This window comes from Limimaricola sp., from assembly GCF_016125575.1.
Lineage (GTDB): Bacteria > Pseudomonadota > Alphaproteobacteria > Rhodobacterales > Rhodobacteraceae > WGLM01.
On the sequence record NZ_WGLM01000004.1, the window covers coordinates 715,089 to 729,141 of the forward strand.

Here is a 14,053-nt window from a genome sequence, read left to right on the forward strand (position 1 = left end):
TGGCGCCGTTCAGCCCTATGCGGTCTCTGCCCCCATGGCCGCACGAAGGTCCTGGACCTCCTTCAGCAGGGCGCGGATATGCGGGTCTTCGATGCCGAGCGCGTCGAATTGTTCGGCCAGCCGCGCGAGGTAGTCGTAACTGCTGCCGAGAAAGCCCGCGCCGGTGGCGAGGCACCGCACCTGTTCCCCGTGCGGCAGGTCGGGCCGGATCATCGGCGCGTCATGGTCTGCCACGAAGGCCAGCACGCTGGTCATTGTACCGCCGATTTGCGCCGGAACCATCCGCGCAAGGTAGGCCGGGCCGATGATCTCGCGCTGCCACAGGATGCGGGTTTCCGCCTCGATCCACGCGGCAGGCAGGCGGAAGGCGAGCCCCTCGCAGCCCGGATCGTCGGGCGGGCAGGTATCAAGTGCGGCCATCACGCCGGGCGCCTCGGCGGTGCCGCGCCCGCCATTGGCATCATAAAGAATGAACCGGCGGGCATGACGGGACAGGCGCGCGCGCCGCACCTCGGCGAAACGGATACCCGGATCCCACATCAGGCTGCCATAGGCAAAGACCCACAGGTCGCCCGGCGGCAGGGTGGCCAGCGTGGCGCGCCGCAGCCCCTCGCGGTGGGCGTCGGAATGGAACCAGTCCGTGCTGCCGCCAAGGCGGGCGATCTGCTCCTTCACCCTTTCGGTGGTCAGGGTGCGAAAAGACGAAGTCAGCGGATCGGCGATCAGCCCGGCTAGTTCGGGGTGGTGGGCAAAGGGATTGTCCAACAGGCGCCTCCGGGTCAGGTGGACCAGGCTAGCCGTGCCCGGTCCGCGTGGCCAGCCCGATCTGGCCTGCCGCCCGCCCCGTGCTATGATCGCCCGGCACGCTACGGCAAGCAGGGAAACGCGCATGACCGACAGACCCGACAGCCCGCCCGATGCCGAGGGGTTGGCCCGCGCCGCGCGCAGCGCCGCCCGCAAGGGGCCGCCGCCGGTGCACCTGTGGAACCCGCCCTTCTGTGGCGACATCGACATGCGCATCGCGCGGGATGGCACGTGGTTCTACCTCGGCACGCCGATCGGGCGGAAGGAACTGGTCAAGCTGTTCTCGGGCATCATCCGCAAGGACGATGATGCCTATTTCCTTGTCACCCCGGTCGAGAAGGTGGGGATCACCGTCGATGACGCGCCCTTCGTCGCGGTGGATTTCAACCCCGTGGGTGAGGGCCTTGAATTCGTGACGAATGTGGAGGACCGCGTCATCGCCGGGCCCGATCACCCGATCCGCGTCGTCCGTGACCCCGCCACGGGCGAGCCCAGCCCCTATATCCTGATCCGTCGCAACCTTGAAGCGCTGATCGACCGCAAGTCGTTCTACCGGCTGGTCGATCTCGGCGAGGTTGCGCCGCATGACGGGGCGGACTGGTTCGGCGTCCGCTCGCAGGCCGTGTTCTTCCCGATCATCCCGGCGGCCGATCTGCCGGACTAACGCTGCGCCAGCACCACACCCAGCGCCACGATGGCCGCGCCGATGGCTTGCGGCCAGTTCCAGACGCCGCCCAGCGCCAGCAGGATCATCATCACGTAGAAGGGCGCGATGTTGATGTGAAACGCGGCGACAGCCACGCCCAGCCGACCCACCGCGGCGATTCACAGAAACTGCGACAGCGCCATGCCACCGACGCCGTAGATCACCAGCAGGCCCAGACCCGTCGGATCGAACGGGTGCGCGGGCGCGGGCACGATGCCCAGCGCATAGGCGGCAAGGTAGGTCGTGCCCGTGGCTAGCAGCCCGCCTGACAGCGTGATGGTCGTGCGCCCGATGACCGAAAGGTCTGGAAAGTCGCGCACGGTCAGGTAGCTGCCCCATGCAAAGAGCACGGACGACACCACCGCCAGCGCAGCGCCTGCGCCGAAATGCGGGCTGCCGCCGCCGCCCGTGGCCACCACACCCCCCACCAGCGAAGCCAGAAGGCCAACGATGAAGGCCGGGCGAAGCCGGCGACGCTCATAGACCATCTCGACAAGCGTTGCGGCGATGGGGCTGGCCGCGGCGATGATCGCCACCGTCACCGGGTCGGTCAGCCATTGTGCAAGGATCAGCAGGTAGGCCCCCGCGCCAAAGGCGAGGCTGCCGACCAGCGTGCCATGGCCCCATCGTGCGGTGCGCAACGCTTGCACCCCGTCCAGCGCCAGCCATGCTGGCACAAGGATCAGGATCGCCACGAGGAAGCGCGCGCTGACCAGCGCAAGCGGGTTCCACGTTGCCAAGAGCCGCTCGGCGGCGGGAAAGCCTGCCGCCCAGACGACCATCGAGCCGACGGCCATCAGGTTTCCGGTCATCACCGGCGGCGCGCCGGGTAGCGGCGGTGCGGGATCGGGGCTTTGGGCCATGTGGCGGGGTCTGTGCCTTTGTACGGCGGCGGCATCCGCGGAACCGGACGCATCGCGAGATTAGGGGCGAGCCCGCCGCGGTCTTGCCCGTTTCCGACCTTGGCCATGTCGGCGGGCGAGCATGGTTGACCACTGTCGCCCGCGCGCCCAAGTTAGCGTTAAGACGGCAGGACAGGGGTGATCCATGGCAGGGGCTGCATTGATCGTGGGCACGGGGCCGGGCCTGTCTGCTTCGCTTGCGCGGCTGCTTTCTGCCGAGGGCTATGATGTGACGCTGGTGGCGCGCGACACGGCCAAGCTGGGTGCCCTGCGCGACGAAACCGGTGCGACACTGCAGGCCGCTGATGCCACTGATGCAAGCGCCATTGGCAGGATCGTCGATGCGCTGCCCGGCCCGCTGCGCATCGCCGTCTACAACGCCTCGGCCCGCGTGCGTGGCCCGCTACCCGATCTTGACCCCGCCGATGTCAGGCGCGCGGTCGATGTCACGGCCTTCGGCGCCTTCGTGACCGGGCAGGCCGCGGCGCGGCGGATGCTGGCGCAAGACCCCGAGGCGGGCTGCCGCGGCACGATCCTCTTCACCGGCGCTTCGGCCGGGGTGAAAGGTTTCCCGCAATCGGCCAGTTTCGCGATGGGCAAGTTCGCGCAGCGCGGATTGGCGCAATCCATGGCGCGCGAGCTGCATCCGCAGGGCGTCCACGCGGCGTGGGTCAATATCGATGGCGCCATCCGCAATCCCGGCAGGACCGAGGCCAGCCCGGATTCGATGCTGGATCCCGACGCGATCGCGCGGGCCTATCTTGGTCTTGTCCGGCAGGATCGCTCGGCCTGGTCGTCCGAGCTTGAACTGCGCCCCTGGGTGGAAAAGTTCTGACGATGCCGCGGTTCTGTGCCAACCTGACCATGCTCTTCACCGAGCGGCCGCTGCTGGAACGCTTCGCGGCGGCCCGTGCGGCGGGGTTTGATACCGTCGAAATCCTCTTTCCCTACGATGACGTGGCCTCCGACATCCTTGACCGTCTGGCGCAGAACGAGCTGACGCTGGCGCTCATCAACTGCCCGCCGCCCAATTATACCGGCGGCGCGCGCGGCTTTGCCGCCGTTCCGGGCGGCGAAGAGCGGTTCCGCCACGATTTCCGCCGCGCCGCACGCTATGCCAAGGCGCTGGGCGCGCGGCACCTGCATGTCATGGCGGGCGCGGCCGAGAGCGTGGCGGCCCGTGACACCTTCATCGCCAATTTGCGCTGGGCGGCATCCCATGCACCGCACCAGTCGCTCACGATCGAGCCGATCAACCGCGTCGACATGCCGGGGTATTTCCTGTCCGACTACGACTTGGCCTGTGACGTGCTCGATGCCGTGGCGGCACCCAACCTGCACCTGCAGTTCGACACTTACCACGCCCACAGGATCACCGGCGATGTGCTGGCAACATGGGCCCGCGTGGCACCGCGTGTGGCGCATGTGCAGATCGGTGGCTTTCCCGGCAGGAACGAGCCTGTTGGCGGCGAAATTGACCATCCCGCCTTCTTTGCTGCCTTGCGCGCAGCCGGATATCGCGGTTGGGTCAGCGGCGAATACACCCCCGCCGGGCGGACCGAGGACGGTCTGCACTGGCTGCGACAAAAGCAGGATCAGGCAGGATGAGTGCAAGCGATCACGACTATTGGAGTGCGCGTTACGCGGCCTCCGAGGGCTATCTTTTCGGCGAGGCGCCCAATCATTTTCTCGCTTCGGTGGTCAACCTTCTGCCCACCTCCGGCCGGGCCCTTGCCGTGGCCGATGGCGAGGGACGCAACGGCGTTTTCCTTGCCGAGCATGGCCTCGATGTCGTCTCGGTCGATTTCTCGCCAGTTGCTCAGGAGCGGGCGCGAGCACTGGCTGAAAAGCGCGGGGTCAGGCTGACCCTCGTGCAAGGCGATGCCCATGAATGGGACTATCCCACCGCCGCCTTCGACGTCGTGGTCGAGATCTTTACCCAGTTCAGCAGCCCCGACGAGCGGGCGCTGAAATGGGCCGGGATGCGCCGCGCGCTGAAGCCCGGCGGCGTTCTGGTGATTCAAGGCTACACGACCCGGCAACTGGAACGGTCCAGCGGTGGGCCGCGCAAGTTGGAGAACCTCTATACCGAGGAGATGCTGCGCGGTGCCTTTGCAGATTACGAGGTGCTGCGCATGGCCATCGAGGAGCGCACGCTGCGCGAGGGCGCGGGCCACGAGGGGATGGCCTTTCTGATCGGCATGGTCTGGCGCAAGCCGGCCTGATGACCGGCACTGACCTGCATGTTGCCGGTTCGGGGGCCGCAAAGCTTGTGCTAAGCTCTGGCGACCGGCCCACCCGAAAGGACAAGCAATGACGACCCCCAAGAACACGATTTGCCTGTGGTTCGACAAGGATGCCGAGGCCGCCGCCCGGTTTTACGCCGCAACCTTTCCCGACAGTTCCGTTGATGCCGTTCGCCATGCACCGGGCGACTATCCCGACGGGCAAAAGGGCGATGTGCTGACCGTGCATTTCACGGTGATCGGTATCCCCTGCATGGGATTGAACGGTGGGCCGGCCTTTGCCCAGACCGAGGCGTTTTCCTTTCAGGTCGCGACCGACACACAGGAGGAAACCGACCGGTATTGGGACGCGATCGTCGGCAATGGCGGGCAGGAAAGCGCCTGTGGCTGGTGCAAGGACCGCTGGGGCCTGTCATGGCAGATCACCCCACGCGCTCTGACCGATGCCTTGGCCGCCGGCGGTGACGAGGCCGCGCGTGCCTTCGCCGCGATGATGGAAATGCGAAAGATCGACATTGCCACGATCGAGGCCGCGCGGCGGGGTTGACGGATCTGGCCGATGATCGCGCCTAGGGCGGCGGCGCAGGCGTTATCACCGCAGATGCCTTGGGCGGATCGGTTCTGAGGGCGAACAGGAAAAGCACGACTGCCAGCATCGCGAACCCCGCCGACACGAAATAGGCCTGCGCCCCCAGACGGTCGACCACGCCGCCGAAGCCCAGCAGCGCCAGCACCGACATCGCCAGTTGCAGCATCACCGAAAAGCTTTGACCCTGCGCCGAGATATCTTCCGAGGTGCGGGCATTGATGAAGTGCACGCTGGCCATAAAGCCAAGGCCATAGGTGACGCCATGCAGCGCCTGCAGTCCGATCAGCACTGGCACGCCGGGCGCCAGCCCCATTGCTGCCCAACGCAAGACCGTGATGACCCCAGAGACCGTCAGCAGAACCCGCGGCGTCCATCGGACCAACAAACGGCGGAAGAGGAAGAACATCAGCGCCTCTGACGCGCCGCCCAGCGCGATCAGCAGGCCGATCACCGGAACAGGAATGCCCTGCTGCGCCCATAGCAGCCCCTGAAAGGCGTTCAGGATGGTGTGCGAGCCGTTGACGATGGCAAAGCCCGCCAGCGGCAGCACGAACCAGGGCCGCATCAGCTGTCGCAGCTGCGTGGCACCCGGTACGACGACCTCGGTTCCGGCGGGCGCGCGGAAGCGGGGCAGGGCCTGCGCGATTCCCGCGCGCAACAGGGCAAGGCCGCAGAAGAGCGGCAGGTAAGCCCCGGGGCCGAGGGCGGCCAGCAGGTAGCCACTCCCGACGATCACCACCAGATAGCCGATCGTGCCCCAGGCCCGCATCGCGCCAAAGTCGCTGCCGTGCCGCGCGCACATCCGCATCGCCGCCGCATCAACCACCGGAATCGCCGTGGACAGCGTCACGGCGGCCAGCGTCCAGAACAGGGCGATGCCCCAGAACCCGTTCACAAAGAACAAGCCCAACGGCAAGAGGCCGGCCACCCCCATTGCCAGCGCAATGACCTGCCGCCAGTCCGTGGCGCGGTCGGCCAGACGGCCGACGGCAAGATTGAGCACCAGCAGGCAGAACACCGGCAAGGCGTTGACAACACTGATCTGCGCGGCACTGAGCCCCATATGGGCGAACCATATCCCACCATAGGAATTGGCCGCGCCCGCGGTGGTGAAAAGCGTCGCGTAAAACAGCGTGGTGCGCCGCTCCGGCGTCAGCCGGGTGACTGGCTGCGGCGTCGAGGCCGGAACACTCATCGTCGCCGCCGCATCGGTATGTCCTGTCAGACGCTGGTGCAGATGTATTTCATCTCGAGGTAATCCTCGATGCCGTGGTGGCTGCCTTCGCGGCCGAGGCCGGATTGCTTGACGCCGCCGAAGGGGGCGACCTCGGTCGAGATGATGCCGGTGTTGACGCCGACGATGCCGTATTCCAGCGCCTCGGCCACCTTGGTCACGCGGCTGATGTCCTTGGCGTAGAAATAGGACGCGAGGCCGAAGATCGTGTCGTTGGCCTGCGCGATCACGTCATCCTCGTCCTCGAACATGAACAAGGGCGCGAAGGGGCCGAAGGTTTCGTCCTTGGCGACCATCATGTCGGGGGTGGCGTTGGTGACGATGGTGGGCTGGAAGAACTGGCCGCCCAACGCGTGCTCTGCGCCGCCGGTCAGCACGTTGGCGCCCTTGGCCAGCGCGTCGGCCAGATGCTCGCGCACCTTCTCGACCGCGGCGGCGTCGATCAGCGGGCCTAGCGCCGTGCCCTGCTCCAGGCCGTCGCCCACGCGCAACGCCTCGACCGCGGCCTTCAGCTTGGTCGCGAAGGCATCATAGACGCCGCGCTGCACGTAGATGCGGTTGGCGCAGACGCAGGTCTGGCCGTTGTTGCGGAACTTGCAGGCGATGGCGCCGATCACTGCCTCGTCCAGATCGGCGTCGTCGAAGACGATGAAGGGCGCGTTGCCGCCCAGCTCCATCGAGCATTTCATCACCTGGTCGGCGGCCTGTTTCAGCAGGATGCGGCCCACCTCGGTGGAACCGGTGAAGGTCAGCTTGCGGACCTTGGGGTTCTCGCAGAACTCGCGGCCCACGTCGGAGGATTTCGTGGAGGTGACGATCGACAGCACGCCCTTGGGCAGGCCCGCCTCCTCGGCCAGTTTCGCCAGCGCCAGCGCCGAGAGCGGCGTGAGCGAGGCGGGACGCAGCACGAAGGAACAGCCCGCCGCCAGCGCCGGCGCGGCCTTGCGGGTGATCATCGCATTGGGGAAGTTCCACGGCGTGATGCCCGCCGCCACGCCGATGGGCTGCTTGATGACGGTGATGCGCTTGTCGGGCATGTGGCCGGGGATGGTCTCGCCATAGATGCGCTTGGCCTCTTCGCCGAACCATTCGACGAAGGAGGCGCCATAGGCGACCTCGCCCCGCGATTCGGTCAGCGGCTTGCCCTGTTCGGCGGTCATGATGATGGCCAGGTCTTCCTGGTTGGCCATGATCAGGTCGAACCACTTGCGCAAGATCTGCGCGCGGGCCTTGCCGGTCAGCGCGGCCCAGGGTTTCTGCGCGGCATGGGCGGCGTCGATCGCTTCGGCGATTTCCTCGCGCGACAGGTCGGCCACCTCGGCGATCACGTCGCCGCGGGCGGGGTTGGTGACGGCAAAGGTCTTGCCGCTGGCCGCGGCCTTCCATTCGCCGCCGACGAAGGCCTTGTCGCAGACCAGGTCGGGGTTCTTCAGGAGCGACTTGATGTTGGTGACATGGTCGAGCATGGTATCCTCCCTTGGGGTTGGCGGCAGTGAAATCATGCGGACCGCGCCGCGTCCAGACCCCTTGTCCCGCAGGCGCCGCAAGACGATGGAACCGATGATGGACCTGACCGACGCCTATGCCAATGGCGCCTACATTCCCGGCGGCGACAGCTATCCCGCGCGCTGGCAGGCTTCCGCCAAGGCGTTCCGGGCAAGGGCCGGGGGGGCGCTGGACCTGCCCTACGGCCCCGGCCCGCGGCACCGGTTCGACCTGTTCCGGCCCGCAGGCCGTGCCGCCGGTCTCGTCGTTTTCGTGCATGGCGGCTATTGGCTGGAAGGGGACAAGTCGCTCTGGTCGCACCTTGCCGCCGGGCCGCTTGAACGCGGCTGGTCGGTGGCGGTGCCGTCCTATGACCATTGCCCCGCCGTGCGCATTTCCGAGATAACACGGCAGGTCGCGTCCGCCATCGGCGCGGCGGCCGGCATGGTCGAGGGCCCGATCCGGCTGGCGGGGCATTCCGCGGGTGGGCACCTTGTGGCGCGGATGGCCTGTGCCGATATCGCGCCCGACTGGCGCGCGCGGGTCGCGCAGGTGGTGCCGATCTCTGCCTTGGGCGACTTGCGCCCGTTGATGCAGACCGCGATGAATGCCGATCTGCACATCGACGCTGCCGAGGCCGCGGCCGAAAGCCCGGCGTTGTTGCCGCATGCCAAAGTGCCTGTCACGCTTTGGGTCGGTGCGGAGGAGCGGCCGGTTTTTCTGGACCAGACGCGAAGCCTTGCCGCGGCATGGGGCTGCAAGGCCGTGATTGATCCGGGGCGCCATCATTTCGACGTCATCGACGGGATGGAAAGCGGTACGTCGCCACTGACCGGCGCGCTGCTGGATTAGGGGCCGCGGGGATTTGTTTGTTCCGGTCCGCGTGGACGTCACACGGGTCTGCCGGAGCCCAAACCATCATCCCTGGGCTTCTGTGCCGTCCGTGCCACGGATCAGCACTGGCCAGCCGCGCGCCGATCTGTGAATTTGCGCATTTCTCACAGGATGCTATGGAATGTCGGATTGTTGAACGAAGAAAGCTGCCAATGTCCGACCTGATCCTGCCGCGCATGATGCGGGCCTTCGTATCTGCCCTTCTGCTTGCGGCCGCTGCTGCTTGTGCGCCCGCGCCACCGCCGGCACCGCCAACGCCGCCGGCGCCGGTCATCGTGCCGGGCTACGGGCCGATGATCGACAACGGTTACGAACTGCCCGCGATCCCGGCGCGCTACCTCGTCGAGCCAAACCGCCGCCTTCTGGTGCGCTATACCGGTGATGTGCCGGCCAACACGATCGAAATCGATCCCTATGCCAAGTTCCTTTACTACGTGAACGATGACGGCACGGCGATGCGCTATCCCATTGCCGTTGGCCGCGAGGGCAAATCCCTGCGTGGCACGGCCACGATCGGGCGCAAGGAAGAATGGCCCGGCTGGCAGCCCACCGCGAACATGCTGCGCACCGAGCCCGAGGTTTACGGTGCTTACCGTGGCGGTATTCCCGGCGGTCTTCGCAGCCCGTTGGGGGCGCGTGCGCTTTACCTCTACCGCGGTGGACGCGACACTTATTACCGCATCCACGGCACCAATGACCTGCAGTCGATCGGCAATTCCGGCTCGGCCGGCTGCATCCGGCTGTTCAACCAGGATGTCATCGACCTCTACGACAGGGTGAAGATCGGCACCAAGGTGGTGATTCGCTCGGAAGAGGATTCGCTACGGCTTGAAGGGCCCGACTATTCGCCGCGCGGTGTCGAACTGCCGCCGACGATCATCCCGCCCGAGGAACTGCTGGGCCCCGAGGCCGTCGCGGCCGACCACAAGATCTATGAGGACGGCACCACGCCCGCGGACGGAACCGGCAGCAGCGCCGGCGCCAACGGCTAGAGCCGGATGACGTAATCCTTGGTGGTGGTTTCGACCACCTGCCACGTTCCACGAAAGCCGGGGCGGATCACAAAGGCGTCGCCGGGACCGACCCGGCGCGCCGGCTCGCCCTCCTCGGTGATGACCGAGACGCCCGACAGGATGCGGCAATATTCCCATTCGTCGTAGGCGATCGCCCAGGTTCCGGGGGTCGCCTGCCATATGCCCGCGAATACCCCGTCATGTTCCTCGACATTCCAGGTGGTGAAAACGGGATCGCCCTCGATCAGCTTCTCGGGTGCGGGGCGGGCGATTTCGGGGGTGATGCCCTCGGGCAGAAGAGGCAGGAAACGCGCGGACATGGGGGCTCCTTGGGGACGTGCAGATGAACGTATCCTAGGCCAGCGCGCACAGGGGCGCAAAGCGGTTGGGCCGCGGGCCGGCCTGCGCTAGGATCGGGTGACGAAGCGGCGAAAGAGGGGACGGATGTCCGGATTTGCCCATGCCTTTGCCAGTGGCCTGATCCTGCCGGTGATCTGCATCGTCGCATTGGGCTGGATTGTGCCGCGCCTGCTGGCACTGGTGATGCCCGAGGGGGTGCGGCCGCTGATCGCGCTGGGCCTTCTGGCGGCGCTGATCCTGATGATGCTCTCGTCCGGGGCGTTCCTTTTGCTCTACCTGATGCGCGGGGTCCCGCTGGCGGCGCTTTTCGCTGACGGCCTTTGGCCCGGTACCCGGCATTTTCTGCACCTTGGGCTGCTCTCGGTCCTGTTCTGGGGGCCGATCATGCTGCTGTCGGTCGCGGGCCTGCCCAAGACTTGGACCAAGGTAACGTGGTAGGGGCGGGCGATGGGGCTGGTCTACCTCATCGTCTTCGGCTTCTTGGGGTTGAGCGCGATTTACCTGCTGATTGCCACCTATTCCCGCTCGGTCAGGCGAGAGAAGCTGGAAAAGCATTGGGACGCGCATCCGCCCGAGGGGGCTGACGCCGCCGATCGTCGCGCCTATATCGAGGCGGGCATGGCGGCCTATCATCGCGGATTCCGGCGCAAGCTGATCGTGCTGGTCTATGTCATCCCCGTGATCGCGGTCGCGGTCATCATCTACCTGACCAACGCCAATTGAGGGGCAGTCATGCGTTATTTCAGAATGGTCTTCCGCAGCCTGCTGTTTCTGGCGACCTTCCTCGTGCTGGACTACGTCCTGCCGCAGCACGACATCGCGCGGATCACCGGCACCTCGATCATTCCCACGACGGTGGGCCGCTTCAACGGCATGTTCTATTCGCAGGTCGATGCTGGGAACCCCAACAGCGCCACGCGCAGCCTGCGCTTGATCAATACCGAGAAGAAGGACACGTTCCTGCTGGGCTTCATCCCGCGCGACAAGACCAGCGTGATGGTCTACCGCAACGAGGATACCGGCTGGATCTGGCCGCCCTATTTCAAGTTTGACAGTTCCGACCTGCAGGCGCAGGCGGATGCGAATGTCAGCCAGAGCGATCCGCCGAAATGGGTGGTGATCACCCATTACGGCTGGCGCAACCGGTTCTTCTCGATCTACCCCAACGCAATCGCGATCCGGCCGATCGACGATCCGAACATCACGATCATCCCGTGGTTCAACATCTTCTTCCTGACCTTCCTGCTGATCGCCGTGCTGTTCCTGCGGCGGGCCTGGTTCCAGTTTCGCGAACGGATGATCGAACCCGCGGTTGAGGAGATCGGCAACCGGATGGACGAGGTGAGCGCCGGCGTGGCTGAACGGCGCGGGCGCCTGCGGCGCTGGTTCGGGGGCAAGTGAGGGCGCGCTGCCCCCTCTTGGCCTGACGGCCAATTCACCCCCAGAGTATTTGCGGCCAGAAGAAGCCGCGATTGCCTATTCGCCGTAGGGGATCCAGATGTTTTTGACCTCGGTCGCGGCCTCGAGGAAGGGGCGCCCTTCGCCCGCGGGGCCGGACCAGTCGCGCGCGCGGGCGTGGTTGACCCAGGCACGCTTGAGGTTGCCGGCCGCGGCCTTCTCGATGGTGCCCGAGAGATCGGTCGAGGAAAACGACCAGACCGCGTCGATGTCGAGGTGGCGGGCGAGCGTGGGCGCCAGTTCGGCATGGCTGCCGGTCAGGATGTTGACCACGCCGGCGGGCACGTCGGAGGTTTCCAGCACCTGGATGAGATCGGTGGCGGCCAGCGGGAAGGGTTCGGAGGCGACCAGCACGGCGCGGTTGCCCATCGCCATCAGCGGCGCCATGACGCTGACGAACCCCAGAAGCGGTGCCTCGTCGGGGCAGAGGGCTGCGACGGTGCCGACGGGCTCGTGCATGGCCAGTGCCACGCCCCGGATCGGCACGTTGTGGACCGCGCCGTCATACTTGTCGGCCCAGGCGGCATAGGTGAAGAGGCGCCGGATGCTGGCCTCGACCTCGGCCTTGCCCTTGCGGTTGCCGGTCATCGCGTCAAGGCGCGCGGCGAATTCGGGCGCACGGGCCGACAGGTTTTCGGCCATGTAATAGAGGATCTGGCCGCGCAGGTGGCCGGTGGTCCGGCCCCAGCCGCGGGCGGCGTTGGCGGCCTCGACCGCGTTGCGCACGTCCTTGCGGTTGGCCAGGCTGACATGGCCCAGCAGCGCGCCGCGGGGGCCGTGGACGGGGCGGGAATAGCCGCCGTCAGGGCGGGCCTGCTTGCCGCCGATGTAAAGCTTGGCCGTGCGGTCGAGCGGGTCGGCGGGCGCGCCGTTGCCCTCGAAGGGCGCGACGGGTTTCAGTGCCTTCGCCGCGCCGCGGGGCCGGGTATAGGCGGTCAGCCCTTCCCAGCCGCCCTCGCGGCCAAAGCCGCTTTCGCGCACGCCGCCGAACCCGGCCGCGGCGTCGAACATGTTGGTCCCGTTCACCCAGACCACGCCCGCGGCAAGCTTCGGCGCGATGTCGAGGGCGAGGTTGATGTTCTCGCTCCAGACCGAGGCGGCGAGGCCATAGCGCGTGTTGTTGGCGATCTCGACCGCCTCGGCGGGGGTACGGAAGGTGGTGGAGACCAGCACCGGGCCGAAGATTTCCTCCTGCATGAGGGGCGAGGCGGTGGAGAGGCCGGTGATCAGCGTGGGCGGGTAGAAGCAGCCCTGCGGCACCGGCGTGGCGGCGCGGTAAACCTCGCCCTCTTTATTGCCATCGACCAGCGCGGTGATCCGGGCGAGTTGTTTCGGATCGACGATGGCACCCACGTCGATGCACTTGTCCAGCGGGTCGCCGATGCGCAACCCGTCCATCCGGGCGCGCAGCTTGGCGTGGAAACGCTCGGCGATGCCTTCCTGCACCAGCAGGCGCGAGCCGGCGCAGCAGACCTGCCCCTGGTTGAACCAGATCGCATCCACCAGCCCTTCGACGGCTGAATCGATGTCGGCGTCGTCGAAGACGATGTAGGGCGACTTGCCCCCCAGCTCCAGCGTCAGCGCCTTGCCGCTGCCCGCCGTCGCCTCGCGGATGCGGCGGCCCACGGCGGTGGAGCCGGTGAAGGCGATCTTGTCGACCGGCGCGTTGACGATCATCTCGCCCACGCGGCCATCGCCGGTGACGATATTGACCACGCCCTTGGGCACGCCGGACTGGCGGCAGATATCGGCAAACAGCAGCGCCGTCAGCGAGGTGTATTCGGCAGGCTTCAGCACCACGGTGTTGCCCATCGCCAGCGCCGGGGCGATCTTCCACGCGAGCATCAGCAGCGGAAAGTTCCACGGCACGATCTGGCCGCAGACGCCCAGTGCCTGCCGGTCGGGCAGTTCTACCTCCATCAACTGGGCCATGCCAGCGTGATAGTAGAAATGCCGCTGGGCCAGCGGCACGTCGATGTCGCGGCTTTCACGGATCGGCTTGCCGTTGTCGAGGCTTTCGAGGACCGCGAAAAGGCGCGACTGCTTCTGCATCAGCCGCGCGATGGCGTAGAGGATGCGGGCCCGGCCATGGCCGCCCAGCGCCTGCCATTTCGGCTGGGCGCGGCGGGCGGCGGCGACGGCGGCGTCGACATCGGCCTGCGTGGCTTGCGTCACCTGCGCCAACACCTCGCCCGTCGCCGGATTGCGGCTGTCGAAGGTCTCGCCCGGCGGGGTGAAGGCGCCGTCGATGAAATGACCGAACCGGTCGCCCATGTCGACAAGCCAGGCCAGCGCCTCGGCCGCGCTTTCGGGGGCTGGGCCATAGTCCATGCTGGTGAAGATTTCCTTGACGGTCATGGCG

At 66.8% G+C, this 14,053-nt stretch carries 17 protein-coding genes; 10 read left to right on the plus strand and 7 right to left on the minus strand.

The genetic code is table 11. The features are described 5' to 3' along the window. Positions 1-15: 15 nt before the first annotated feature. A complete protein-coding gene (locus GC146_RS10490; protein ID WP_291837876.1) occupies positions 16-765 on the minus strand; it encodes a gamma-glutamylcyclotransferase in 750 nt (249 codons plus the stop codon). Between the two features lie 124 nt (positions 766-889). Between GC146_RS10490 and GC146_RS10495 the strand changes: the two genes are divergently transcribed. Further along, the gene (locus GC146_RS10495) at positions 890-1,468 is read left to right on the plus strand and encodes a DUF1285 domain-containing protein (protein ID WP_291837879.1); all 579 of its coding nucleotides are present in this window, start codon (positions 890-892) and stop codon (positions 1,466-1,468) included. Here GC146_RS10495 and GC146_RS10500 read toward each other — a convergent pair. After that, positions 1,465-1,605, minus strand: coding sequence for a hypothetical protein (locus GC146_RS10500; protein ID WP_291837882.1), 141 nt, complete (start codon positions 1,603-1,605; stop codon positions 1,465-1,467). The two genes, GC146_RS10495 and GC146_RS10500, sit on opposite strands and share 4 nt — an antisense overlap. 24 nt (positions 1,606-1,629) lie before the next feature. After that, entirely contained in the window at positions 1,630-2,373 is a 744-nt protein-coding gene (locus GC146_RS10505) for an EamA family transporter (RefSeq protein ID WP_291837886.1), read from the minus strand. A 184-nt stretch (positions 2,374-2,557) separates the two neighbouring features. Here GC146_RS10505 and GC146_RS10510 point away from each other — a divergent pair, with 184 nt between their 5' ends. The 4 genes from GC146_RS10510 (at position 2,558) to GC146_RS10525 (ending at position 5,205) form a co-directional block, all read left to right on the plus strand. Continuing rightward, complete coding sequence (locus tag GC146_RS10510; RefSeq protein WP_291837889.1) at positions 2,558-3,247, plus strand: SDR family NAD(P)-dependent oxidoreductase; 690 nt, start codon at positions 2,558-2,560, stop codon at positions 3,245-3,247. Between the two features lie 2 nt (positions 3,248-3,249). After that, the gene (locus GC146_RS10515) at positions 3,250-4,020 is read left to right on the plus strand and encodes a TIM barrel protein (protein ID WP_291837892.1); all 771 of its coding nucleotides are present in this window, start codon (positions 3,250-3,252) and stop codon (positions 4,018-4,020) included. Next, positions 4,017-4,637 (plus strand): methyltransferase domain-containing protein, encoded by a 621-nt coding sequence (locus GC146_RS10520; RefSeq protein WP_291837895.1) that lies wholly within the window; start codon positions 4,017-4,019, stop codon positions 4,635-4,637. The genes GC146_RS10515 and GC146_RS10520 overlap by 4 nt, the downstream gene beginning before the upstream one ends. An 88-nt stretch (positions 4,638-4,725) precedes the next feature. Beyond that, positions 4,726-5,205: a VOC family protein gene (locus GC146_RS10525; protein WP_291837897.1), complete on the plus strand. Its 480-nt coding sequence runs from the start codon at positions 4,726-4,728 to the stop codon at positions 5,203-5,205. Positions 5,206-5,227: 22 nt separating this feature from the next. Here GC146_RS10525 and GC146_RS10530 read toward each other — a convergent pair whose 3' ends face one another. Further along, positions 5,228-6,442, minus strand: coding sequence for an MFS transporter (locus GC146_RS10530; protein WP_291837900.1), 1,215 nt, complete (start codon positions 6,440-6,442; stop codon positions 5,228-5,230). A gap of 26 nt (positions 6,443-6,468) precedes the next feature. Beyond that, positions 6,469-7,947, minus strand: a complete 1,479-nt coding sequence (locus GC146_RS10535) for an NAD-dependent succinate-semialdehyde dehydrogenase (protein ID WP_291837903.1) — start codon at positions 7,945-7,947, stop codon at positions 6,469-6,471. 97 nt (positions 7,948-8,044) lie between these two features. On the opposite strand from GC146_RS10535, the gene GC146_RS10540 reads away from it, so the two are divergent. Then, positions 8,045-8,818 (plus strand): alpha/beta hydrolase, encoded by a 774-nt coding sequence (locus tag GC146_RS10540; protein ID WP_291837906.1) that lies wholly within the window; start codon positions 8,045-8,047, stop codon positions 8,816-8,818. A gap of 194 nt (positions 8,819-9,012) precedes the next feature. Beyond that, positions 9,013-9,852, plus strand: coding sequence for a L,D-transpeptidase (locus GC146_RS10545; protein ID WP_291837908.1), 840 nt, complete (start codon positions 9,013-9,015; stop codon positions 9,850-9,852). Here GC146_RS10545 and GC146_RS10550 read toward each other — a convergent pair. Further along, the gene (locus GC146_RS10550) at positions 9,849-10,193 is read right to left on the minus strand and encodes a cupin domain-containing protein (RefSeq protein ID WP_291837911.1); all 345 of its coding nucleotides are present in this window, start codon (positions 10,191-10,193) and stop codon (positions 9,849-9,851) included. The two genes, GC146_RS10545 and GC146_RS10550, sit on opposite strands and share 4 nt — an antisense overlap. A gap of 124 nt (positions 10,194-10,317) precedes the next feature. On the opposite strand from GC146_RS10550, the gene GC146_RS10555 reads away from it, so the two are divergent. From GC146_RS10555 to GC146_RS10565, 3 genes are read left to right on the plus strand one after another with little or no spacing between them, the layout of a single operon-like run. Continuing rightward, positions 10,318-10,671 carry a hypothetical protein gene (locus GC146_RS10555; protein WP_291837914.1) on the plus strand — a complete coding sequence of 118 codons (354 nt, stop codon included), beginning with the start codon at positions 10,318-10,320 and terminating at the stop codon, positions 10,669-10,671. A gap of 9 nt (positions 10,672-10,680) precedes the next feature. Then, on the plus strand, positions 10,681-10,956 hold the full coding sequence (locus tag GC146_RS10560) for a hypothetical protein (RefSeq protein WP_291837918.1): 276 nt from the start codon (positions 10,681-10,683) through the stop codon (positions 10,954-10,956). Positions 10,957-10,965: 9 nt separating this feature from the next. Then, positions 10,966-11,634: a DUF1523 family protein gene (locus tag GC146_RS10565; RefSeq protein WP_291837921.1), complete on the plus strand. Its 669-nt coding sequence runs from the start codon at positions 10,966-10,968 to the stop codon at positions 11,632-11,634. Between the two features lie 75 nt (positions 11,635-11,709). Here the strand turns inward: GC146_RS10565 and GC146_RS10570 are convergent, their stop codons facing one another. Further along, entirely contained in the window at positions 11,710-14,049 is a 2,340-nt protein-coding gene (locus GC146_RS10570; RefSeq protein ID WP_291837924.1) for an aldehyde dehydrogenase family protein, read from the minus strand. Positions 14,050-14,053: the final 4 nt, after the last annotated feature.

Coding starts and splice junctions, on each gene's coding strand:
- GC146_RS10495 (WP_291837879.1), top strand. CDS start 890: ATGACCGACAGACCCGACAGCCCGCCCGATGCCGAGGGGTTGGCCCGC.
- GC146_RS10505 (WP_291837886.1), bottom strand. CDS start 2,373: ATGGCCCAAAGCCCCGATCCCGCACCGCCGCTACCCGGCGCGCCGCCG.
- GC146_RS10510 (WP_291837889.1), top strand. CDS start 2,558: ATGGCAGGGGCTGCATTGATCGTGGGCACGGGGCCGGGCCTGTCTGCT.
- GC146_RS10515 (WP_291837892.1), top strand. CDS start 3,250: ATGCCGCGGTTCTGTGCCAACCTGACCATGCTCTTCACCGAGCGGCCG.
- GC146_RS10520 (WP_291837895.1), top strand. CDS start 4,017: ATGAGTGCAAGCGATCACGACTATTGGAGTGCGCGTTACGCGGCCTCC.
- GC146_RS10525 (WP_291837897.1), top strand. CDS start 4,726: ATGACGACCCCCAAGAACACGATTTGCCTGTGGTTCGACAAGGATGCC.
- GC146_RS10530 (WP_291837900.1), bottom strand. CDS start 6,442: ATGAGTGTTCCGGCCTCGACGCCGCAGCCAGTCACCCGGCTGACGCCG.
- GC146_RS10535 (WP_291837903.1), bottom strand. CDS start 7,947: ATGCTCGACCATGTCACCAACATCAAGTCGCTCCTGAAGAACCCCGAC.
- GC146_RS10540 (WP_291837906.1), top strand. CDS start 8,045: ATGGACCTGACCGACGCCTATGCCAATGGCGCCTACATTCCCGGCGGC.
- GC146_RS10545 (WP_291837908.1), top strand. CDS start 9,013: ATGTCCGACCTGATCCTGCCGCGCATGATGCGGGCCTTCGTATCTGCC.
- GC146_RS10550 (WP_291837911.1), bottom strand. CDS start 10,193: ATGTCCGCGCGTTTCCTGCCTCTTCTGCCCGAGGGCATCACCCCCGAA.
- GC146_RS10555 (WP_291837914.1), top strand. CDS start 10,318: ATGTCCGGATTTGCCCATGCCTTTGCCAGTGGCCTGATCCTGCCGGTG.
- GC146_RS10560 (WP_291837918.1), top strand. CDS start 10,681: ATGGGGCTGGTCTACCTCATCGTCTTCGGCTTCTTGGGGTTGAGCGCG.
- GC146_RS10565 (WP_291837921.1), top strand. CDS start 10,966: ATGCGTTATTTCAGAATGGTCTTCCGCAGCCTGCTGTTTCTGGCGACC.
- GC146_RS10570 (WP_291837924.1), bottom strand. CDS start 14,049: ATGACCGTCAAGGAAATCTTCACCAGCATGGACTATGGCCCAGCCCCC.